Below are 21,401 nucleotides of genomic sequence, written 5' to 3'. Positions count from 1 at the left end.
GGTATGTTGAAGAAATTCGAGGATATTTTCTCGATACCGGAGCTGAGGAAAAGAATTTTCTATACTCTTCTTTTCCTCTTCATATACAGGATCGGCGCTCACGTGCCGACTCCTGGCATTGACGGCGGCGCACTCAGCGAGTTTTTTGCTCAACAGTCCGGAAACCTTCTCGGTTTCTTCGACATGTTCACCGGGGGCGCCCTGTCAAAGCTTACGGTATTTGGTCTTGGCATTATGCCTTACATATCCGCTGCTATTATACTTGAGCTTCTCACGGTTGCGGTTCCGCACCTTGCGGAGCTTAAGAAGCAGGGGAGTGAAGGCAGGGAAAAAATCACAAAATATACCCGCTACGGTACAGTTCTTATCAGTGCTATTCAGGGTATGGGGATCGCAATCGGTCTTGAAAGCATGACTTCGCCCAGCGGAGTGCATGTTGTCATGTTTCCCGGATGGGGTTTCAGAATAGTTACCACTATCACTCTTACCACAGGTACAATCTTTCTTATGTGGCTTGGAGAAAAGATCACTGAGCGCGGACTCGGAAACGGTATTTCCGTTCTTATCTTCGCTGGTATTGTAGCGTCTTTTCCTTCAGCTATAAGCAGAACTTTTACACTTGTGCAGACAGGTGAACTTCAGATAATCACTCTTATTATAGTGCTTGCGATAATTCTTGCTGTTACTGCGGCAATTGTCTTTATGGAAACGTCCCAAAGGCGTCTTCCCATTCAGCACGTTAAGAGAGCGATGAACGGACCTCAGCAGGGTAATGTGAATAATTCATACCTTCCCCTTAAGCTGAACCCTGCGGGAGTTATACCTATAATCTTCGCTATGTCGATTCTGGCAGTTCCCAGCACGCTTGCTACTTTCTCCACTAATGAAATTGTGCAGAAAATCAGCTTCTGGTTCACACCCAGCTCGGCTATGTATTATGTTTTCTCGCTTGTAATGATCGTTTTCTTTACTTACTTTTATACTTCGATCATCTTCAACCCGACTGACATTGCTGAAAACATCAACAAAGGCGGCGGCGTTATTCCCGGTAAAAGACCCGGTGAACACACTGCTGCATTCATAGATTATGTACTTTCAAGGCTTACCTTCGTTGGTGCCATCTATCTTTCTGCTGTAGCACTCCTGCCTCAGCTTTTCATATCAGGATTCAATGTTCCCTTCTATTTTGGCGGAACAAGTCTTCTGATTGTGATTGGTGTCGGTATGGATGTTATCAGCAAGATAGAAACGCATCTTGTGTCACACAACTACGATGGTTTTCTTAAGAAAGGCAGAATAAAAGGGAGAAGCCTCATATGATAAATATGATATTTCTCGGGCCTCCCGGAGCAGGTAAAGGAACGCAGTCTGCATACATCATCCGTGACTACGGTCTGGTGCAGATTTCTACCGGTGATCTTCTCCGTCAGGCTGTAAAGGATCAGACACCCCTCGGCAAAGAGGCTAAAGTATATATGGATGCGGGACAACTTGTACCTGACAGCCTTATTATTGGTCTTATGAAGGACAGGCTCGCCTCTCCTGACTGCGCTAAAGGTGTTATTTTTGACGGTTTTCCCAGAACCATTGCTCAGGCGGAAGCTCTTGATGCTATGCTTAAAAATGATCTTAAAACTGAGATCACTCAAATAATCAGCCTCAATGTTGCGGATGAACTTCTTGTGGAAAGAGCTGTTGGCAGAAGAAGCTGCCCTAAAGACGGCAAAGTTTACCACATTAAGTATAATCCTCCGAAAGTTGGCGGTGTATGCGACCTTTGCGGTACTACACTTGCTCACAGGGATGATGACAGGGAAGATACGATCAAAAACCGTCTGAAAGTTTACCATGAAACTACTTCGCTTCTTAAAGGTTACTACGGAAACAGTGGTAAATTTACAGAAGTGGATGGTGAAGGGAATCCGGATGACGTTTACGTTAAGATAAAAAGGATACTTGGTTAATGGTATTCATTAAATCCAAGAAAGAGATAGAGCTTATGAGAATCCCCTGCGGCATAGTATGGGAAGTTCTTGATAAGCTCTCTTCCTTCATCAAACCCGGTATCACAACAAAAGATATTGACAAGTTTGCTGAAAATATAATAAACTCTCGGTCTGCCTTTCCGTCCTTTAAGGGATATCACGGGTATCCGGCAAGTGTCTGCGCCTCTGTAAATGAGGTTGTAGTGCATGGAATACCTTCCGAAAGGGTCCTGAGCGAGGGCGATATTATTACGGTAGATGTAGGCGCATTCAAAGAAGGTTTCCATGGTGATGCAGCAAGAACTTACCCTGTGGGTGAGATTTCTGAAGAAGCCGCAAGGCTTATCAGTGTCACTGAGGAATCTTTTTTTAATGGAATAGAAAATGCACGGGTCGGGAACAGGCTTTCCGATATCTCCAGTGCAGTTCAGCAAACCGTTGAAAAGAACGGTTTTGCTGTCGTTAGAGACTTTTTCGGTCACGGTATAGGGCGCAGCATGCATGAAGAGCCCACCATACCCAACTTTGGACGCCCCGGCAGGGGACTCCGTCTGAAAGCGGGAATGGTAATAGCCGTTGAACCGATGGTCACAGCCGGTTCCTATGAAACCAAAACCCTCTCTGATGGCTGGACAGCTGTCACCGCGGACAGCAGTTTGGCGGCACATTACGAAAATACCGTTGCTATAACGGACAGGGGACCGGAGATTCTTACAATAGGGAGCGTATGAGCAAAAAGGACGATGTAATCGAGATTGTCGGTACAGTCGTTGAGGCGTTGCCCAATGCTATGTTCAAAGTTGAGTTGGAAAACAAGCATGTTATTCTTGCTCATCTTTCCGGGAAAATGAGGATGCACTTCATCCGAATTCTGCCCGGAGACAAAGTTACCGTAGAGTTATCCCCGTATGACCTTTCAAGGGGCAGGATAACCTATCGTCACAAGAAGTAACGGGGTGCAGAAATGAAGGTCAGGGCAAGTGTTAAGCCTATTTGCAGTAAATGCAAAATTGTAAAAAGAAAAGGTGTCGTAAGGGTGATATGTGAAAATCCCAGACACAAACAGAGACAGGGCTAAGGAGGATTTCAAGTGGCACGTATAGCTGGTGTTGATATTCCCAACAACAAAAAAGTTGAAATCGGACTTACTCATATATATGGCGTAGGACGTCATCTCGCCCTGTCCATACTTAACGAGACTAATATATCGCTTGAAAAGAGAATCGGTGACCTTACGGAAACTGAAATCTCTGAAATCAGGCTTTATATTGAAGCCAATCTCAAAGTTGAGGGTGACCTGAGAAAAGATATCGCTCTTAACGTCAAAAGGCTTATGGAAATCAACTGTTACAGAGGACAGAGGCACAAGATGCACCTTCCCTGCCGCGGTCAGAAAACCAGAAGCAACGCAAGAACCAGAAGAGGTCTTGCGGGCAAACGCGGTATCAAAAGGAAGTAGAGGGTAGTTCGAAATGGCAAAAGCTAAGAAAACAGCTAAAAAACGCGACAGGAAAAACGTACCTAAAGGCGTCGCGCATATAAACTCAACCTTCAACAATACGATCGTTTCCTTTACCGATATCAACGGTAATGTTATCTGCTGGTCTGCCGGCGGTTGCAACGGTTTTAAAAACTCAAGGAAGTCCACTCCTTTCGCTGCTCAGCTTTCTGCTGAGGCCGCTGCTAAAAAAGCAATGGAAAACGGCATGAGAGAAGTGGAAGTCAACGTGAAAGGTCCCGGTTCCGGTCGTGAAAGTGCGATCAGGGCTATCCAGGCTGCGGGAATTAAAATTACTCTCATCAGAGATGTAACTCCTGTTCCCCACAACGGATGCAGACCACGTAAAAAGAGAAGAGTATAAGGTTGGAGGTTCAAATTGGCTAGGTACACAGGCGCAGTTTGCAAGCTCTGCAGGCGTGAAGGCACAAAACTTTACCTCAAAGGCGAGCGTTGCTATAAAGATAAATGCGGTATAGAGAAAAAAGCTTATCCTCCCGGACAGCACGGCCAGCTCAGAAAAAAACTCAGTGACTACGGCATGCAGCTCAGAGAAAAACAGAAAGTTAAAAGACTTTACGGTGTTCTCGAAGCGCAGTTCCGCCTCTACTTTGAGAGAGCTGAAAGAATGCAGGGCATTACCGGTGAGAACCTTCTCTCTCTTCTTGAAAGAAGGCTTGATAACGTTGTTTACAGGGCAGGTTTCGCAGGAAGCCGCAAAGAAGCAAGGCAGATGGTTCGCCACGCTCACTTCCTTGTAAACGGACGTAAGGTAAACATTCCCTCTTTCATCGTTAAACCCGGTGAAGTTGTTGAAGTAAGAGAAAAATCAGGCGATCATGCCCGTGTTAAAGAGTGTCTTGATACAGCAGAAGGAAGGGGCATACCCGAATGGCTGACTCTTGATAAAGACGCAAAGAAAACGCAGGTAGTGAGACTCCCTGAGAGAACTGACATAAACTACGAGATTCACGAACACCTCATAGTGGAACTGTACTCTAAATAGTAAGTAGCTTAATGTAAACCGGAGGACTCCGTATGATCATCATGAACTTTCATGAAATAATAAAACCCAGGAAGATCGAGCCTGTGGGTGAAGTTACAGCTAAATACGGAAAGTATGTCGCTGAGCCCTACGAGAAAGGTTTCGGAATCACCGTGGGAAATGCTCTTCGCAGAGTTATGCTTTCGTCCATTGAAGGCACTGCTGTGGTGGGCGTTAAGATCGAGGGCGTTACCAACGAGTTCAGTACACTTCCGGGTGTTTACGAAGATATAGTTGACATAATTCTCAACCTTAAAGCGCTTGATCTCAAACTCGGCGTGCATGAGCAGAGAAGATTCTACATCAGGAAAAAGGGCGAAGGTCCTGTTACTTCTTCTGATATCAGAGGGGAAGGACAGCTTGAAATCCTTAATCCTGAGCAGGTAATCTGCACCCTGACCGATAACGAGACAGAACTCTACATGGAGCTTCTGGTTCAGAGAGGTCTTGGATATGTGCCCGCAGAAGAATTTGAAAAAGATATAGACGAAGTAGATATGATTCCTGTTGATGCGATTTTCTCGCCTGTCAAAAGGGTTAACTACTTCGTTGAAAATGCGCGCGTCGGACAGAGTACCGACTATGACAAGCTTATCATTGAAGTAGAGACAGACGGATCAATCACACCTGAAGATGCGATAGCTTTCGCTGCTAAGATTGTGAAAGACCATATGAACCTCTTCATCAACTTTGAAGAGCCTGAGGTTGAAGATTCTGATGTCGATGAATCCAGCAAGAATGATCAGCTTTTTGATCTTCTTGATAAAAGCATTGAAGAGCTTGAACTCTCCGTCAGAGCTTATAACTGTCTGAAAAACGCTAATATTAAAACTTTGGCTGAACTCTGCAGAAAGACGGACAGCGAAATGCTTAAAACCAAAAACTTTGGCCGTAAATCCCTTGAGGAGATCAAAAAAGTTCTTCATGAACTTGGTCTCGGACTTGGAATGGACCTTGAGGCCATTGGTTATGTGAATTCAGATTCGGAGGATGAATAGATGCGTCATAGAAAAAGCGGCAAAAAACTCGGCAGGCCGACGGCGCACAGATTCTCTATGCTCAGAAGCATGGCAGGTTTCCTGATTGAGCATGGCAGAATCGAGACAACCGTTACAAGAGCTAAGGCTCTCCGTTCGTTTGTCGAGCCCCTGATAACTTTCGGCAAAGCCGGAGATCTTTCAGCAAGAAGACTCGTGCTGAAAAGACTTCCTAACAAAAAGGTTGTTAATCTCCTTTTTGATGAAGTAGCCCCTAAGTTCAAAGAACGTCCCGGCGGCTACACCAGAATAGTCAAGACAGGCTATCGCAAAGGCGACCAGGCTGACATGGCTATTATCGAGCTTGTTAAAGAGTAAGATATAGAAGAAAGGTGACTCATTAGAGTCGCCTTTTTTTAATTCATTTCAGTATCTATATCCTGCTTGCAGGTATCTTTGTTTTTATTTTACTTAGAAACTCTCCCGGATTTAGTCCGTGGTAGCTTCGGAATACCGATATAAAGTAGCTTACATTAGTATAGCCCACGCTCCACGCTGCTTCGCTCACACTTGCTTTTCCTGATTCCAGTATATTCTTCGCTTTTTCCATTCTCCGCTGTTTAACGAAGTTGCACACTGTTGTTCCGTAGAGTTCTTTAAACCCTGTTTTGAGCTTAAGTTCATTTATCCCTGCCATTTTTGAAAGCTCTGCAATGACAGGCGGATCTGATATATCACGCAGAAGAATCTCCTTTGCTTTTGCGATTTTCTGCGAGTCTCCGAAGCGGAGGATGCTGGACTCCTTTTCAGGCTGTTCGAGTATATACTCTGTAATGATCAGCGCTGTCAGTTCTCTCAGCTTGCCGATTATATAAATTCTTCTTTGCGGTTCATTAAACCTGCAATCAAGGATACTGCGGGCTATGGCTTCCATAGCCGGAGTGCTTCTAAGATCCTTCATAACAAAGACAGGACGGGTAAAGTCAGTTAATCCTTCAAATTCCTTTTTGACTTTACCGCAGTAATCATCAATAAGCATTTTGAATATATATGGGTTCATGCTGACACCGACAGTTTTCATCGGCTTTGAATCTTTTTTGTGTCCCTGTCCGCTGCATTCGCTCATTCTATAAATAAAGCACTGCGAGCCGTTGGCAGTATGTTTGTATCCCTTTATTGGCTCATTATCGTAGATATATTCTGTGCAGCCTTCGAGGCAGACGGCAAGCTCTATGGGTCCGTCTTTGCATGAAAAACGTGTGTAAAACTCTTCTTCTTTTTTGATATCTATCACATACCCTATACCACCGGGGCGCATATCTATCATCTCTATGCTTTCCGGTGAAAAATCACCCTCTATTTTAATTACAGGATCGCTTATGGTATGACGTTTGCAGTTATTTTCCCCATTTAAATCACATTTATCACTGCACAGATCACAAAAGCTTGATATGTAAAGTTTTGACTTCATTAAAGCGCTCCATAATAAGCTTCATACGTTTTTCTAATCCAGTGCTACAGTTTTGTCAATCTAATAAAATAAGCAGTATAAAACTTGGTTATCAGGTATGAATAATTCCGAATCAGGTAGAGATGAGGGATGCTGTTGTACTAGTGTTTGCATTGATTCATTTTGCTTGAGGTTATGTATGACGGAAAATAAAAAGCGCTCAAATGTTTTTTTTGAAAAAACTGCGGAAAAAATCATACGGTTCAGGTGGTTAGTCTTGCTGCTTCTTACTGTTGTGACAGTATTTTTTGTGTCTAATATGAAGAATCTCACCTTTGATAATTCTGCAGATATATGGTTTGTGGAGGGTGATGAGTCTGTTACCGTTATGAAAAAGTTTGAGGAAGCTTTCGGAAACGATGATTTTGTAAGTCTTTTTGTGAAAGCAGACAAAAACGGCAAATTTACACCTGAAATGCTCAAACTAATGCGGAGCATGGCACTGGAGCTGGAGGAAAAAGTTCCTTTGGTAAAACGAATGCAGTGGCTTGGTAATGCGGAATGGATTGAGTCAACACCGCAGGGGCTTGAAATAAGTTCATTTATCAGCGATGAAGTGTTAAACCAGAAACAGGTTGATGCTCTCCTTGATAAGTCTCTGACTGAGCCTTCTTACGTAAATGCACTTATAAACAAGGATAAAACTCTTATTCCTATCCATCTTGAGCTTTATGAATATCCTGAGCAGACCAAAGAGGTAAACTCACGATACGAAATAACAGAGGCGGTTTACAGTATTGTCAAAAATGAACGTTACAAAGAGCTTGAAGTGCTTGTAACCAGCCCTCCTGTTTTTTCATACGAGTATGACAGAATGGTTTCTTCGGAAGGTAAGAAGCTGTTCATGATGACTATAGTTATAATGCTCACCCTCATGGCATGGCTTGGCAGAGGCGTAAGGGGTGTTTTTGCTCCTATTGCAGTGGTTGCACTGTCAGTTTTCTGGACTATGGGAGCTATCCCCTATATGGGTTTCACAATAAATTTGCTTACAACAGCTCTTCCTACAATTCTTATATGTGTCGGAATAGCAGATTCCATGCATTATATCTCAGCTTTTAATGATTTTAACGATGATGGTTTAGAGCGCCGGGAGAGTCTGATTAGGGGACTGGGGGTCACAGGAGTTGCCATAGTATTGACCTCAATGACAACAATTGCAGGTTTTCTTTCTTTTCTAACAACCCATATCAAACCCTACAGAGAGATGGGAGTGTATGTGGCTGCGGGTGTATTTTTTGCGATGATTATCACAATGCTGCTTGTTCCTTCCATATTCTCCTTCGGTAAAAAGAAGATAAATCCGAAGAAAACAAGGCGGCACGGCGGACAGGACATCTTTGATATTATATTGGTCAAAATACATTCAATGGTGGTGAACCACCCTGTTAAGATATTGACTTTCTTCATAATTATAACTGTTGCAGCAGTTATCGGTGCATCGTTTGTCAAGGTGGAGTCCAATACCGCCAAATTGATTAAAAAAGGTAATCATCTCAGGGATATAACTGACTATATAGGCGATAAAATGGGTGGTGTAATGTCGCTGGAGTTCATGATAGATACCGGCAGGGAAAATGGTATCAAATCTGCGGAGTTCATGAAAAAACTTGATGAGTTCCATTTGCGGCTTGAAGCCCACCCACTGTCCAGCAAGGTAACAAGCATAACATATGTTTTGAAAAAAATGCGGAAGGCGCTTCATGACAATGATATGGAGTTTTACCATATACCAGATGAGGATAAGGCTGTTTCTCAGTATTTGTTTATGTATGAAACCTCCGGCGGAAACGAAATGGACAGGCTTGTAACATTTATGTCTGATAAGGCGAGGGTTATAGTTAAGCTTCCGTCTCTCTCCACCATGGAAGGAAGAAAATTCGGGTATTTTGCTGTAAAGACCGCTGATGAAATTTTCGGTTCAGAGGTGACTTTGGCGATGTCCGGCGGGTTATACAGGTATCTGCGTATTAATGATATTCTTCTTGAAGGGCAGCGCAACAGCTTCTTAGCTGCCTTAATTGCCATAGGCATAATGATGATGCTTGTCATGCGCTCGGCGAAGCTGGGTTTTCTGAGCATGATCCCGAATGTTTTCCCTGTTGTCATTTCGCTGGGACTGCTCGGTTTCTGCGGAGTCTATCTGGATGTTATACTTATGAGCTTTGCACCAATAATCATAGGTGTTTCAGTGGACGATACGATACATTTCTTCACCAGATTCCGTAATGAATTCAATAGATGCGGCAACTACTCTGATGCTCTCTTCAAAACATACACAACAGTCGGCAGACCCATAATTTTTACTTCCATGATACTGGTTCTGGGGTTTGCCCCGTTTATTTTTTCGGAGCTTACCGGTTATATAAAAAACGGATTTCTTATGGGCTGGGCGTTCAGTTGGGCGCTTCTGGCGGATTTCTTTATGGCACCCGCCGCTATCATGCTTATTAAGCCGCTTGGAAAAGAAACAGGAGAGAATAAATGAAAAAGCTTATTGTAACTATTCTTACTTTAACTGCCTTATCCGTCGGGGCATCGGAAATAACAGGAAGAGATATTATGCAGATGGTTGAAGACAGAGATTCCTCCCTGACTTCGGTTATGGAGACAGCTATGTTTATACAGCGGGGTGAGCAGACTCTGGAACGCAGAACTGTGTCTTACAGGAAGAAATACGGTGTGGATGAAAAAAGCCTTATCAGGTTTGAGAAACCTGCTGATGTGCGTGACACAATGTATCTTACATGGTCATATGAAGATCCTGAGCGTGAAGATGACATGTGGTTGTATCTTCCTGCTGAAAGCCTTGTCAGAAGAATTTCCGGCGGCGGCAAGAAAGGAGCTTTCATGCGTTCTGACTTTGCAAATGAAGATATACAGAAAAGAGAAGTGGATGATGACACCCACAGGCTAATCGGAAAGAGAGAGTTTTCAGGTATAAACTGCTACGAGGTTGAGAGTGTTCCTGTAAAAAAAGAGGATACAAACTATTCAAAGAAGATTGTACTTGTTCATCCTGAAATGTTTCTGGTTTTGAAAACCGAATATTACGATAAAGGAGGAAGAATGCTGAAAACCGCTGTTTACGGCGGATTTGTGAATATAGACGGAATAGATACATACACTAAGGTGCTGATGGAGACCCCTTCACGAAAGACAAAGACATTTCTTGAACGCAGCAATATAAGGTACAACGAGGAGATATCAGACACTCTCTTTGAACAGAGCAGTCTGAAAAGATAAGCTGGATTTGCTGTGATTAAATATTTGATAATAATTATATTTATTTCATTTTCGGCATACGGGTTTGACCCACTGGCTGATTTTCAGTTTGCACCTGAACAGCCAAAAGAAAAAGAAAGCAGGTTTGGCGGTTATCTGGAATATTCGGCGAGATATACCCCGAAAAGCGGAAAGCTGATTCAGAACAGGGGCAAGGTCTTTCTTGAAGCGGATTATGAAAAGGAGAGGCTTTTCTTTTACGCTTCTGCGTATGCTTATTACGATTCCGCACCGGAAGACTGGCAGGGAGATACAGAGATTCTCAGGCTGTATGAGGCATATGCCCGGTACAATACTGAAAGACTGGATATCACGGCGGGAAATATGATGCTCAGATGGGGAACAGGTGACGGAATCAACCCTATGGATATTCTGAATCCAAGGGATCACCTGAATCCTGTGGCTGGTGCAAGAACCGACTCCAGACTGCCTGCGACTATGGTTCAGACTGTTTACGCCGGAGATTTCTTTACAGTTGAAGCTGTATTCATACCTTTTGCGGAAATGAACGAACTGCCGGAACAGGGAAGTCCGTGGGAAAACAGATCCTTAAACGAACTCCGCAAAAATGTGCGTGTGGAGAGTGAGAACAAACCGGACGGCACAGAAGGAGCAGCCCGTATTTATACGACATATAACGGCTGGGACGCCGCTTTGCTGTATTACGGCGGGTATGCGGATGAACCTTTGCTGAAGTACAGGAACGAAAGTATTGTTCCTGTTTATGAGCGGATTAAGGCGTACGGTTTTAATTTTGCCAAAGGACTTTCCAACGGAACATTGAGAGGAGAACTTGCCCACAAGGAAGGCTCGTTCTACGGCAGCGGCTATACCATAGGGGTTATTGGTTTTGACAGAAATTTTGACAACGACGGATATCTGAATATTCAGCTTTTTACTGACAGCGAAGGGAAAGAGGGAAGAGGTTTTACCTACGAAGCCAGTGATAAATATTTTAATGGTGATCTGAAAGCCGGTTTCAGGGGTACTCATTACGGTGATGACAGCGGCGGGTTTGAAGTGTTCAGCGAGTATTACTATGCTGACGGTTTTACCCTTAAAAGCGGCATTATGCTGATATACGGCAAGCCCTCAACTGTATGGGGTCAATACAGTGATAACGATTATGCATACACTGAGTTTAAGTTCAGTTTTTGATCGCTTTCGACTATGAATAATTCGCATTCAGGTAGTTTATAGAATAACAATAGTTTAGTATTCCAAAATAAGTTAATTGACTAAAACTTGTATTTTTTCAACCATTCTTATTTTGCGGAGGCTAGACCGATGAACAAGAGAATATCAGCCTATTTTTTGACTGCTGCGCTGCTTATCTCCACGCATTCATTTGCGGAAGAAAATCACTTTGGCGATGTGTATGAGCTTGATGATGTTACAGTAACAGCCAGAAAGGCAGAAGAAACAGCAAAGGATGTTCCTTTCAGTATTTCTGTTATAGGCGGTGATGAGCTGTCAAACAGGGGCATACAGAATTTTGAGGATATGCTGAAACAGTCAGTAGGAGTTGAGGTAAACACCTACGGGGGAGTGAGTACAGGCATTGTCCGTATGAGAGGTACGGGAGCGCTTCAGAATGCAAGCCCTGATGATACATCCGTTATTATAAATATTGACGGCGTAGCTAACAATGTGGGCAGTGCAACATTGGGAACACTGGATGTAGAGCAGGTGGAGGTTCTTAAAGGTCCTCAGGGAACTCTGATGGGCAGAAACAGCCAGTCAGGAGCGATAAATATCATCACCAAAAAACCCACCAGAGAATTTGAGGGTTATTTAAGGGGTGAATACGGTGAAAAACATACTTTTCTTACTGAAGGTGCAGTAAGCGGACCTTTTTCAAAAACCCTGAGCGGAAGGCTGGCAGTTAAATACGCAGGCAATGACAGTCAGGTAACTTATTACGGAACAGCAGAACCGGTTACAAAACCGAGAGATTTCGGTATCAGAGGTACTCTTCTCTGGCAGCCTGCTTCAAAAACGAAAGCCACACTTATTTACAGCCATGAGGAAGTTCTGAAGCGTTTCGGGGCGGAAGTTCTTATGCCTTATGATGATAAACAGCAGACCGATATCCCTAAGGATTCCGCTTATGCTGATAAATTCATGAACAGCGGAACTCTGAATATTGAGCATGAGTTCTCCCGTGCCCTGTTCAACTCAATTACAGGCTATGCGCAGTCAAGCGTGAACGAAAATAATTATGTTTATAACGGTATTGTCTACAGAAAACTGATGGGAATGACCGGTGAAGGAGTGATGAAAAGAGAGATGGATGACTCTTCATTTAATCAGGAATTCCGTTTTTCTTCTAAACCTCACGACAAGGTATTCTGGGTAACAGGCGTCAATTATTACCATATGGACCGCGATGCTGATTTGCCCGGCGGTTACGACAGCCTTAACCCTGCCGGATGGTATAACGCCGAAATGAACAACAACTTTAAGATATCCAGCGCCGCTGTATTTGCGGAAACAACTGTTCCGGTTGCGGAAAAGATAAAGCTCACAGCCGGGCTGCGCTTTACTGATGAGGAGAAGGAGTATGATGCCGACTGGAAGGCAAGCGCTGTAAACCCTAATCCCGTCCGTCAGGCTGAGGATTCCGGAAAAATAACTGACTCATATTTTACCGGGAGAGCGGCAGTCGGATACGAACTGACAAAACAGACGAATATATATGCAGTTTATGCAAGAGGGCATAAAACAGCAGGTTTCAATGAATGGGCCTCCGGCTTCATCGATGGCAGCAGAGCCGACCGCTATTATAAAGAAACAGAAACGGACAGCTATGAGATCGGTTTCAAGTATGAGGCTGACAATAAAAAATATGGTCTCAACGGTTCTGCCTTCTTTAATGACAATAAAGATGATCATGTGCTTGTTTATGATGTTTCAACGAGACTCACTCAGGTTGAAAACTTTGACACTGAGTCAAAAGGTGTGGAGCTTGAAGGCTATGCCAAGCTGGGGCATTTTCTTATCAGCGGAGGCGTAGGCTACACCGATGCGGAGATAACTTCCGTTCCTCAGGGCTCATCTTCCGGAGCCGAAGAAGGGAACAGCGTTCCTGATACTCCTGAATGGAATGCAACCCTCTCAATAGCCCATTTTCAGCATCTCCCTGCATTTTTTGGAATGAAAAATCCTGTTCTTTTTACCAAGGTAACGGACAGGTATATGGGCAAACGTGCAGGAGATACTGCGGATAATTTCGAGATGGATTCATATCATAAACTTGACGCCCGCATCGGGATACAAAACGGAAGCCTTGAGGTCTATGTATGGGGCGATAATCTCCTTGATGAATATTACGACCTCTACGGGTGGTATTTCGGAAAATCATATGTTGACGGCAGCGATGTAGTAGTGGGAATGCCCTCAAAAGGAAGAACAGTCGGTGCCGGCGCAGCATTTTACTTCTAAGGAATATTGATGAAAACTGAAAATAAACAAACAAAACGGGGGCTCTGGTCAATCATGACCCCCGTTATGCCCGCCATATGGACAGGTATGGTTTTGGCTGGTCTCGGAGCGGTTGCAGGCATAAGCGTGCTTGTGCTTGTGGCATATGCTGTTCATATCATAGTATCCGGCGCTGATGCGTCAGTTGCCCTGAACAATATTATGCCTGTTCTGCTTTTTGTTGCTGTTGTGTACTTTCTTCTGAAAACCTTTTCATTTCAGGTCTCTCATCTGGCAGCGTTCAGGCTTGAGCAGATTCTTCGTACAGAGCTTTCGGAGCATCTGGCAAAAGTTCCTCTGGGCTTTATTATCAATACAGGTTCCGGGGCTCTGAAAAAGGTTATGCTGGATGATGTTAAAAATCTTCATGCTTTTGTTGCTGATACCACGCCGTTCATAGGACGAACGGCGGTTGCCCCCATTCTTTCGCTTATACTGATGTTTGTTCTGGACTGGCGTCTTGCTGTGGCGGGTGTGAGTGTTCTTTTCATCGGCGGAGTGATTATGTCTGTGGTGATGAGAGACTCAGAGATTCTCCGCAAAGACTATGAACAAAGTCAGGAGCAGATCAATTCCGCAGTAATTGAGTTTGTTCAGGCAATGCCTGTTGTCAGGACTTTTGATGACGGAACAAGCTCCTTCGGCAGATATAACAAAGCCTTGGATTACTTCAGAGTGAGTCTGAGCAGATGGGTGGAAAAAACAGGAATTTCAGGAAGACTGGGTATAATTATACTCAGTGCTGTGCCGACTCTTATATCTGTCAGTGCGGCAGGAGCATTTTTTATTCACAAAGGAACACTGGACTTTTCCGTATTTCTTGCCTCTCTCTTCATAAGTACAGGCATGGCAGATGCTATGATGCCTCTTATGTGGCTGACAAACTTCATTAAAAAGTCAGGTGCCTCCGCTATCCGCATTCAGGAAATACTGGACACTAAGACCCTTACAGAACCGGATAACCCGAAGTTTCCGAAGAGTTTTGATGTTGAGTTTGAAAATGTCAGCTTCAGGTATGAGGACAGGGATGAATACGCTTTAAAGGATGTAAGCTTTATTGTTCCTCAGGGAACGGTTACTGCTCTGGTAGGACCTTCCGGAGCGGGGAAAAGCACAGTTGCGAAGCTTATTCCCAGATTCTGGGATGTTGAGTGCGGTATGATAAGGATCGGCGGTGCTGATATACGTGATATTTCAACTGAAGCTCTTATGAATACTGTTTCTTTTGTGTTTCAGGATACATTCCTTTTTCACGATTCCATAGCCTCTAACATACTGATGGCAAACCCTCATGCGTCCTCAGATGACATGATCGAGGCCGCAAAAGCGGCACAGATACATGATTTTATAATGTCTCTGCCTGATGGCTATGAAACAAAGGCCGGAGACAGAGGCGTGCGCCTCTCCGGCGGACAAAAGCAACGAATTACCATCGCCAGAGCCATACTGCGTAATTCTCCTGTTGTGGTTCTGGACGAGGCAACTGCTTTTGCCGATCCGGAAAATGAGGAAGAAATAATAAGGGCCATTTCAAATCTTACAAAAAATAAGACTGTTATAGTCATAGCCCACAGGCTTTCCACCATAACAGATGTAAACAGCATAGTGGTTTTTGACAAGGGCAAAGTGTCGGAAACCGGACGTCATGATGAGCTTTTAATGAAGGACGGCGTGTACGCAAGACTTTGGGGAAACTATATAAAAGCTCAGGACTGGCACATGCAGCAGGAAAAAGGAGAACACCGTGGAAACAGATAAAAGCCGTTTTGCCACAATAACTGATTCATTCAGAATATCGCAGGAAGTTGCCGGGGAGCATGGGAAGGCGGTGAAAAGAAGCGTTCTGTTTTTTTTCATAGCTTTTCTCGCTGAAGGAGCGGCTTTTTCATGCTTTTACCCTTTTATGAAAGCAGTTTATGGAATGGATGCAAATCAGGAGAGAGCCTTTTTCTGGATCGGGATTATGACTCTGTTCGGGGTTGTTTATTCATTTGCCAGATGGCAAGGACACTCGGTGGATTTCACAGGGAAACTGGCTGATATATCCCACAGTCTGCGCCTGAAACTGGGTCTTAAGCTCAGAGGAATGCCTCTTGAAAAGCTTTATAAATACAGAACCGGAGAGTTGAACGCCGTATTTTCAAGCGGTGTTGAAGAGTCCGTGCTTCACTTTGGTGTTGTTACGTCACTGATGATGCAGGTGTTGGTGGTTCCGGCAGTGATTATAACCGTTACTTTTTTTCAGGATTGGCGACTGGCGCTGATTATGCTGCTTATACTTCCGCTGGGCATCCCGGTATACAGGTGGAAGAGGCGTTCTTCCGCAGAAGAAAAGAAGGATGTGTCTGACGCTCATGCCGCTGCGGAGTCAGATATTGTTGAATACACTCAGGGGCTGTTTGTACTTCGTTCTGTCAATCAGACCGGTAAACGGTCGGAAAGACTTCAGAAGTCATTTAAAATTCTCCGGGATGTACAGAAAAAAGGACAGACAAAGGGCGTACTGCCTTCCGTTGTTATAGCTGCCCTTGTCCAGGCGGCTCTGCTTGCTGTCACTGCCGCAGGGTTGTACTTCATCGCCGGCGGAACACTGACTCTTCCTGTTCTCGCTGCGCTTCTTGTTATTATGTCCCGGTTTATTGAACCGCTGGAAATATTTGCCAGTGTTGCTTCGGTTATAGATATCATGAATACAGCTTTTCAGAAGATTAAGGCTGTTTTGGCTGTTGAAGAGCTGAATGTTACAGCAGCGGAAAAAGAACCGTCCGGTTCGTCTGTTGATTTTGAAGATGTTGAGTTTGCGTATTCCGGAGAAAGCACAAAGGCGCTTAACGGAGTTTCCTTTCATCTGCCTTCCTGCTCTTTGACAGCCATTGTCGGACCATCCGGCTCAGGAAAGACTACAATAACCAAAATGCTTATGCGTTTTGCAGATCCAGCCAAAGGAACAATAAGAATCGGCGGTGCTGATATACGTTCAATGACGCAGACCGAGCTTATGAAAAATATCTCAGTTGTATTTCAGGATGTATATCTGTTTGATGATACAGTGCTTAACAATATACGCATGGGCAGACCAGATGCAACGGATGATGAGGTGCGCCTCGCTGCTGAAGCTGCATACTGCGATGAGTTCATAACACGTCTGCCTGAGGGATATAATACTGAAATAGGCGATATAGGCGGTAATCTTTCCGGCGGTGAACGCCAGAGAATAAGTATCGCAAGGGCGATCCTGAAGGATGCTCCGATAGTCATACTGGATGAGCCCACAGCAGCGCTTGACACAGAGAGCGAAACTGCTGTTCAGGGAGCAATAGACTCTCTTGTGAAAGACCGTACGGTTATTGTTATTGCTCACAGACTTTCAACAATAGCGGGGGCGGACACTATCCTTGTGGTGGATGACGGAAAGATAGCAGAACGGGGCAGGCATGAGGAGCTTGCCTCTGCCGGCGGACGTTATACTGCCATGTGGAATGCCCAGCAGCGTGCGAAGAAATGGCAGATGAAGGTGCAGCGTGACTGAGGAAAAACTTACGCTCAAGCGTAACCTTATTCTGCTTTTCTCTTTGTATGTTACTCAGTATCTGGGTCCAAGCTTTTTTCTTGAAGCACTGGCAGGAATATTGCGTAAACACGGAATGCCTCTGGAGAGATTAAGTCTGATATACCTTTTCGGAATATTCTGGCTGCTTAAATTTCTTTGGGCACCGCTTATAGATAAAGTTAAGCTGTTTAAAACACATTTTAAAGGCTGGCTTGTGATTTCTCAGAGTCTTCTTGTGGCTATTCCTCTTGCTATAGCCATGTTCAGCATAGTTGATGACTTTACCGTTATTGCTGTTCTTTTTACTCTGCTTAGTTTTATCTCCGCAACGCAGGATGTGGCGGTAGATGGGCTTGCCTATCGGATTCTTAAAGGAAGTGAAAGAGGGCTGGGAAGCGGAATAAAAATTGCCGGCGGGATGATAGGTTACATGATAGGCGGCGGAGTAACTCTGATCATATACGGGTACATAGGGTGGAGCTGGTGCTTCATAATGCTTGCGGCAATCACCTTTATAGCTCTTGTTCAGGTGATTTTTTATAAAGAGCCTCATTTTGAGATTCAAAGCAGGGAAAAGATAAAATACTCCGGTCAGTTTATATCCTTCTGGAAAGGCAAGAGCGACTGGCTTCTGCTGCTTATGGTCTACCCCATGGGAATTTCAATCGTGTACATTCTTTCGACGCCTATACTTGTTGATCTCGGCTGGTCTCTGGAGCGTATAGGCTTTGCCGTGCATGTTGTGGGCGCAGTTCTGGGAGCCTTTTCCTCCGCAATGGTCGGATGGCTTATAAAGAAGATAGGCAAGGCAAAAATACTTATTTCAACGACTTTTATACAGGCGTTGCTCATTCCTCTGCTGCTTTTCCCTGTAAACGGTTATGACAACAGCTTTGTTGTATTCATGTGCGTTTGTGCTGTGCTTATGGTTTATTCCCCTTCGGCAGCAGTTTTATCCGTTTATATGATGGATATGTCATCAGAGGAGATGCCTGCAACTGATTATGCAATGCAGCATAGCCTGAATCTTGCGGTGGGGCTTATAGCATCAATGTTAGGTACTGCTATGGCAGGTTTTTTCGGCTATACCTCAGTTGTGATTGCCGGTTCGGTCCTCTCTCTGGCTGCTACTGTGCTTGCAGTGCTTTTCAGCCGGAGGCGGGACACTGTGCCAAGTCTTGTTGTCAAAGCGGCTTGCAGTGACTGCGGTGCGGAAATGAATTTACAGATTTATGGTGATAATAAATGAAAGCGATAAGACCTCTTATATTTACTAATATTTTATGTGTTTCTGCCATGATGGCATTTCTGGCTGTTATAGGTCCGATAATCAGAATTCTCGGACTAAAGGAATGGCACGCAGGGCTCACTGTGGCTTTAGGCGGCGTTATGTGGATTCTGTTCTCACGTTTCTGGGGAATAAAAAGCGACAGGCAGGGAAGAAAGAAAATTCTGATAACAGCAGTTGCCGGTTTTTCTGTTTTCTATCTTATCCTTGCTGTTTTTGTTAATTTTGCTGTTATCTCTCCTCCTGTCATGATTGTTTCCCTGTCTGTTCTTGTGTTTACAAGAGGGATCATAGGGCTGTTTTATTCTGCAATTCCTCCAGTTTCAGCGGCTGTAGTTGCTGATAAGACCCCTCCGGAACAGAGGGCTTCATCCATGGCGGCGCTTGGTGCTTCAAATGGTCTGGGGATGATTCTGGGACCGGTTGTCGGCGGTTTGCTTGCTGTATATGGTCTTGCCGTTCCTCTTTATGCTGCGGCTGTTTTTCCTCTTGCTGCCGTTATTGTTCTTGCGGTGATGCTTACTGAATCTCATAACGGAAAGACAGAAGGACAGCAAATGCTGAAAATAACCGATAAAAGGCTCAGATACCCGTCTCTTGCGGCGTTCATAACGATGTACAGTGTTGTTACATGCCAGATATGTATGGGCTTTTTCGTTCTTGACAGGCTTGGCTATGAAGCTATTGAAGGCTCAAGGGTGACCGGCTATGTTCTTTCAGCCTGCGGTATTTCATTTATCGCTATTCAGATTATTGTTACGAAGGTCAAAAGCATAACTCCGGAAACATGGATGAAACTCGGTGCTGTAACCGCTTTCTTTGGGTTCATATTAACGGCTTTATCAAATACCGCTGTTTTTCTTGCTCTTGCTTTGTGTATCGGCACAATCGGCATGGGTATGGTAATGCCGGCGTTTCAGGCTATTACTGCTAACTCTGTTTCAAAGGATGAGCAGGGGGCGGCGGCAGGTACTGTCTCTGCGTTTCAGGGGATAGGTATAATTGCCGGTCCTCTGGCGAGTACAATGCTTTACGGCATCAATCCTTCTCTGCCTTTTATAGTTGCTGCATCGGCATTTGCATTCATGGCTCTGTGGGCTTTGTTTAAAAGAATATAATTTCCACCGCCACTTTTTCTTTTCATGTTTTTACCTGAACCGTATGTTCTGCGGTTCAGGTTTTTTTTGCTAATTTGTCTTTTTTTTAAAGTTTTTTGCCTCATAATTTAAGTTGTCAAACTTATATTCTTCTTTATAGCAGCCATAGCGCCTCATTAACTTATGACTTTTGTTTTTATGTCTTTTTATATTATTTATTGCGTTTATTTTTGCTAACATTGTGCCTTAAGGTCTGTTGTGAAAAATATATTTGCTCTTTTATTCAAATATCTTATACTTTTTCAAGCAAATGAATTGTTCTTTTGCGTAAAACACTCCGGTTCAAAAAATGATTAATTTAGCGGCAGGAAATATGAATAATATAATTAAAAATGAAATGACAGTTTTTGGCAGAAAACTTGTGGAAAACGGTCTCACAACTTCATTCTTCGGCAATATTTCAGCTTATGAAAACGGCGTACTCTATGCCACTAAAACAGGTTCTATGCTTGATGACCTTGGTGACGAGAACATAGTTGAGCTTTTCCTTGATAAAGAATGCCCGAATGACAAACTTGCAACCACAGAACTTTGTGTTCATAAAAAGATAATCTGTGAGACTGGTGCAAAAAGAGTAATGCACGCACATACTGTTTTCTCAATTCTTGCCGGCGATTTTTTTAAAGAGGCAGCCTGTTTTGCCGCTGCGGAGATTCTGCCGTTTCTTAAATATGTCCCTGTGGTGACAGGTAAAAGCGGGTCGGATGAGCTTGCCGTTAACGTTGCAGAAGGGCTCACCATGAATAAAATAGTTATTGTGAAGGATCATGGAGTCTTTGCAGTAGGCGACACGCTAAAGGAATGTTATGTCTACATCTCAGGTCTGGAGTTTTATGCAAAAGCACTGATGTTAAAAAAGCTTTTTGTAAAAAACGGCATTATCTGAGGTAGAAGAGAAGAAAAAGGGCACTCATAACGATCAGAATATTTATCAATACACTGGTGAACTTGTCCTTTTCTGCTTTATGTCTGAAAACTTCATGCTCCTGAATGAGTCTGCCCTGATTTTTTATGGTTTCCTCAATCATATACCGTTCCCTTAAGAGTTCTCTGATGAATTTACTTATATCTATTTCATCAATTTTTCCGCGGTTCAGATACTCGTGCAGATTCATGCAGAGGACAGCTTCCATGGTTCCCTCATATTCACTGCCGCTTTCCTTGAAATTGAATCCGAAGTTGGAGAAGAAGTGTACGGACCTTTTTCTGTCGTCCTTGTCAGGAAGAAAGCTTGAAGAGATATTGATTACATCAAGCATATAGTTGGGATATTTTACTATCATCCAGCGTATTATTTCGTTCAGTGCGAAAGTTCCAACCCCTTTGTTGCGGATGCTGGAACCTAGCATCATTCTCGGCCCGGCAGCAATGGTTACAGTCTCTCTGTTGGCATCTGCTGTGGCGATGAATCTGTTGGTTTTGTCGTCAAGAGGAGTTGTTTTGGAGAGATCTTCTTCCGGAACGCCGCTTAACAGCTCGTCTTTTATGATTGGCGTAACATCAACACTTATGGTTTCTGAATATCCGTGCTTTTTTGTACGTACATTTACAAGAACATAAGCAAATACACGAACGCCGGAACCGACTTTCTGTTTTACTCTTATGAGTTTGATATTGTTCATT

At 43.9% G+C, this 21,401-nt stretch carries 21 protein-coding genes; 19 read left to right on the top strand and 2 right to left on the bottom strand.

Going from position 1 to position 21,401, the window contains the following annotated elements:
• Positions 1-3: 3 nt before the first annotated feature.
• The 10 genes from secY to rplQ are packed head-to-tail and all read left to right on the top strand — an operon-like array spanning position 4 to position 5,883.
• Positions 4-1,320 carry a preprotein translocase subunit SecY gene (secY, locus tag ACYRYY_RS04220; protein WP_460214282.1) on the top strand — a complete coding sequence of 439 codons (1,317 nt, stop codon included), beginning with the start codon at positions 4-6 and terminating at the stop codon, positions 1,318-1,320.
• Positions 1,317-1,964, top strand: coding sequence for an adenylate kinase (locus ACYRYY_RS04215; RefSeq protein ID WP_460214281.1), 648 nt, complete (start codon positions 1,317-1,319; stop codon positions 1,962-1,964). Before secY ends, ACYRYY_RS04215 begins: the two co-directional genes overlap by 4 nt.
• Positions 1,964-2,716, top strand: a complete 753-nt coding sequence (gene map / locus ACYRYY_RS04210) for a type I methionyl aminopeptidase (RefSeq protein WP_460214280.1) — start codon at positions 1,964-1,966, stop codon at positions 2,714-2,716. Before ACYRYY_RS04215 ends, map begins: the two co-directional genes overlap by 1 nt.
• Positions 2,713-2,937 (top strand): translation initiation factor IF-1, encoded by a 225-nt coding sequence (infA, locus tag ACYRYY_RS04205; RefSeq protein WP_128466086.1) that lies wholly within the window; start codon positions 2,713-2,715, stop codon positions 2,935-2,937. Before map ends, infA begins: the two co-directional genes overlap by 4 nt.
• Positions 2,938-2,949: 12 nt before the next feature.
• A complete protein-coding gene (gene rpmJ / locus ACYRYY_RS04200) occupies positions 2,950-3,063 on the top strand; it encodes a 50S ribosomal protein L36 (protein WP_128466087.1) in 114 nt (37 codons plus the stop codon).
• 12 nt (positions 3,064-3,075) lie between these two features.
• Positions 3,076-3,444 carry a 30S ribosomal protein S13 gene (rpsM, locus tag ACYRYY_RS04195; RefSeq protein ID WP_460214278.1) on the top strand — a complete coding sequence of 123 codons (369 nt, stop codon included), beginning with the start codon at positions 3,076-3,078 and terminating at the stop codon, positions 3,442-3,444.
• 13 nt (positions 3,445-3,457) lie between these two features.
• Positions 3,458-3,847 (top strand): 30S ribosomal protein S11, encoded by a 390-nt coding sequence (rpsK, locus tag ACYRYY_RS04190; RefSeq protein ID WP_460214277.1) that lies wholly within the window; start codon positions 3,458-3,460, stop codon positions 3,845-3,847.
• A 15-nt stretch (positions 3,848-3,862) separates the two neighbouring features.
• Positions 3,863-4,489 carry a 30S ribosomal protein S4 gene (gene rpsD, locus ACYRYY_RS04185; protein ID WP_460214276.1) on the top strand — a complete coding sequence of 209 codons (627 nt, stop codon included), beginning with the start codon at positions 3,863-3,865 and terminating at the stop codon, positions 4,487-4,489.
• Between the two features lie 32 nt (positions 4,490-4,521).
• The gene (locus ACYRYY_RS04180; protein ID WP_460214274.1) at positions 4,522-5,526 is read left to right on the top strand and encodes a DNA-directed RNA polymerase subunit alpha; all 1,005 of its coding nucleotides are present in this window, start codon (positions 4,522-4,524) and stop codon (positions 5,524-5,526) included.
• Positions 5,527-5,883, top strand: coding sequence for a 50S ribosomal protein L17 (gene rplQ, locus ACYRYY_RS04175; RefSeq protein ID WP_265823827.1), 357 nt, complete (start codon positions 5,527-5,529; stop codon positions 5,881-5,883).
• Positions 5,884-5,938: 55 nt separating this feature from the next.
• Here the strand turns inward: rplQ and ACYRYY_RS04170 are convergent, their stop codons facing one another.
• Complete coding sequence (locus tag ACYRYY_RS04170) at positions 5,939-6,976, bottom strand: helix-turn-helix domain-containing protein (protein WP_460214272.1); 1,038 nt, start codon at positions 6,974-6,976, stop codon at positions 5,939-5,941.
• A 256-nt stretch (positions 6,977-7,232) separates the two neighbouring features.
• On the opposite strand from ACYRYY_RS04170, the gene ACYRYY_RS04165 reads away from it, so the two are divergent.
• The 9 genes from ACYRYY_RS04165 (at position 7,233) to ACYRYY_RS04125 (ending at position 20,664) form a co-directional block, all read left to right on the top strand.
• Positions 7,233-9,503: an efflux RND transporter permease subunit gene (locus ACYRYY_RS04165; protein ID WP_460214270.1), complete on the top strand. Its 2,271-nt coding sequence runs from the start codon at positions 7,233-7,235 to the stop codon at positions 9,501-9,503.
• Positions 9,500-10,261 (top strand): outer membrane lipoprotein-sorting protein, encoded by a 762-nt coding sequence (locus tag ACYRYY_RS04160; protein WP_460214268.1) that lies wholly within the window; start codon positions 9,500-9,502, stop codon positions 10,259-10,261. Before ACYRYY_RS04165 ends, ACYRYY_RS04160 begins: the two co-directional genes overlap by 4 nt.
• A 12-nt stretch (positions 10,262-10,273) precedes the next feature.
• On the top strand, positions 10,274-11,458 hold the full coding sequence (locus ACYRYY_RS04155) for a DUF1302 family protein (RefSeq protein ID WP_460214266.1): 1,185 nt from the start codon (positions 10,274-10,276) through the stop codon (positions 11,456-11,458).
• 129 nt (positions 11,459-11,587) lie between these two features.
• The gene (locus ACYRYY_RS04150; RefSeq protein ID WP_460214264.1) at positions 11,588-13,744 is read left to right on the top strand and encodes a TonB-dependent receptor; all 2,157 of its coding nucleotides are present in this window, start codon (positions 11,588-11,590) and stop codon (positions 13,742-13,744) included.
• Between the two features lie 9 nt (positions 13,745-13,753).
• Positions 13,754-15,541 carry an ABC transporter ATP-binding protein gene (locus ACYRYY_RS04145; RefSeq protein WP_460214262.1) on the top strand — a complete coding sequence of 596 codons (1,788 nt, stop codon included), beginning with the start codon at positions 13,754-13,756 and terminating at the stop codon, positions 15,539-15,541.
• Positions 15,528-17,312, top strand: coding sequence for an ABC transporter ATP-binding protein (locus ACYRYY_RS04140; RefSeq protein WP_460214260.1), 1,785 nt, complete (start codon positions 15,528-15,530; stop codon positions 17,310-17,312). Before ACYRYY_RS04145 ends, ACYRYY_RS04140 begins: the two co-directional genes overlap by 14 nt.
• On the top strand, positions 17,305-18,582 hold the full coding sequence (locus ACYRYY_RS04135; RefSeq protein WP_460214258.1) for an MFS transporter: 1,278 nt from the start codon (positions 17,305-17,307) through the stop codon (positions 18,580-18,582). The genes ACYRYY_RS04140 and ACYRYY_RS04135 overlap by 8 nt, the downstream gene beginning before the upstream one ends.
• The gene (locus ACYRYY_RS04130; protein WP_460214256.1) at positions 18,579-19,739 is read left to right on the top strand and encodes an MFS transporter; all 1,161 of its coding nucleotides are present in this window, start codon (positions 18,579-18,581) and stop codon (positions 19,737-19,739) included. The genes ACYRYY_RS04135 and ACYRYY_RS04130 overlap by 4 nt, the downstream gene beginning before the upstream one ends.
• A 352-nt stretch (positions 19,740-20,091) precedes the next feature.
• The gene (locus ACYRYY_RS04125; RefSeq protein ID WP_460214254.1) at positions 20,092-20,664 is read left to right on the top strand and encodes a class II aldolase/adducin family protein; all 573 of its coding nucleotides are present in this window, start codon (positions 20,092-20,094) and stop codon (positions 20,662-20,664) included.
• Here the strand turns inward: ACYRYY_RS04125 and ACYRYY_RS04120 are convergent.
• A complete protein-coding gene (locus ACYRYY_RS04120; protein WP_460214252.1) occupies positions 20,657-21,400 on the bottom strand; it encodes a hypothetical protein in 744 nt (247 codons plus the stop codon). The two genes, ACYRYY_RS04125 and ACYRYY_RS04120, sit on opposite strands and share 8 nt — an antisense overlap.
• Between the last annotated feature and the right edge of the window lies 1 nt (position 21,401).

This window comes from Geovibrio sp. ADMFC3, assembly GCF_054687035.1.
This window is presented reverse-complemented; position numbering and strand designations above follow the sequence as displayed.

Coding starts and splice junctions, on each gene's coding strand:
- ACYRYY_RS04120 (WP_460214252.1), bottom strand. CDS start 21,400: ATGAACAATATCAAACTCATAAGAGTAAAACAGAAAGTCGGTTCCGGC.
- rplQ (WP_265823827.1), top strand. CDS start 5,527: ATGCGTCATAGAAAAAGCGGCAAAAAACTCGGCAGGCCGACGGCGCAC.
- ACYRYY_RS04150 (WP_460214264.1), top strand. CDS start 11,588: ATGAACAAGAGAATATCAGCCTATTTTTTGACTGCTGCGCTGCTTATC.
- ACYRYY_RS04160 (WP_460214268.1), top strand. CDS start 9,500: ATGAAAAAGCTTATTGTAACTATTCTTACTTTAACTGCCTTATCCGTC.
- rpmJ (WP_128466087.1), top strand. CDS start 2,950: ATGAAGGTCAGGGCAAGTGTTAAGCCTATTTGCAGTAAATGCAAAATT.
- ACYRYY_RS04145 (WP_460214262.1), top strand. CDS start 13,754: ATGAAAACTGAAAATAAACAAACAAAACGGGGGCTCTGGTCAATCATG.
- ACYRYY_RS04125 (WP_460214254.1), top strand. CDS start 20,092: ATGAATAATATAATTAAAAATGAAATGACAGTTTTTGGCAGAAAACTT.
- ACYRYY_RS04215 (WP_460214281.1), top strand. CDS start 1,317: ATGATAAATATGATATTTCTCGGGCCTCCCGGAGCAGGTAAAGGAACG.
- map (WP_460214280.1), top strand. CDS start 1,964: ATGGTATTCATTAAATCCAAGAAAGAGATAGAGCTTATGAGAATCCCC.
- rpsK (WP_460214277.1), top strand. CDS start 3,458: ATGGCAAAAGCTAAGAAAACAGCTAAAAAACGCGACAGGAAAAACGTA.
- infA (WP_128466086.1), top strand. CDS start 2,713: ATGAGCAAAAAGGACGATGTAATCGAGATTGTCGGTACAGTCGTTGAG.
- ACYRYY_RS04180 (WP_460214274.1), top strand. CDS start 4,522: ATGATCATCATGAACTTTCATGAAATAATAAAACCCAGGAAGATCGAG.
- ACYRYY_RS04170 (WP_460214272.1), bottom strand. CDS start 6,976: ATGAAGTCAAAACTTTACATATCAAGCTTTTGTGATCTGTGCAGTGAT.
- ACYRYY_RS04130 (WP_460214256.1), top strand. CDS start 18,579: ATGAAAGCGATAAGACCTCTTATATTTACTAATATTTTATGTGTTTCT.
- secY (WP_460214282.1), top strand. CDS start 4: ATGTTGAAGAAATTCGAGGATATTTTCTCGATACCGGAGCTGAGGAAA.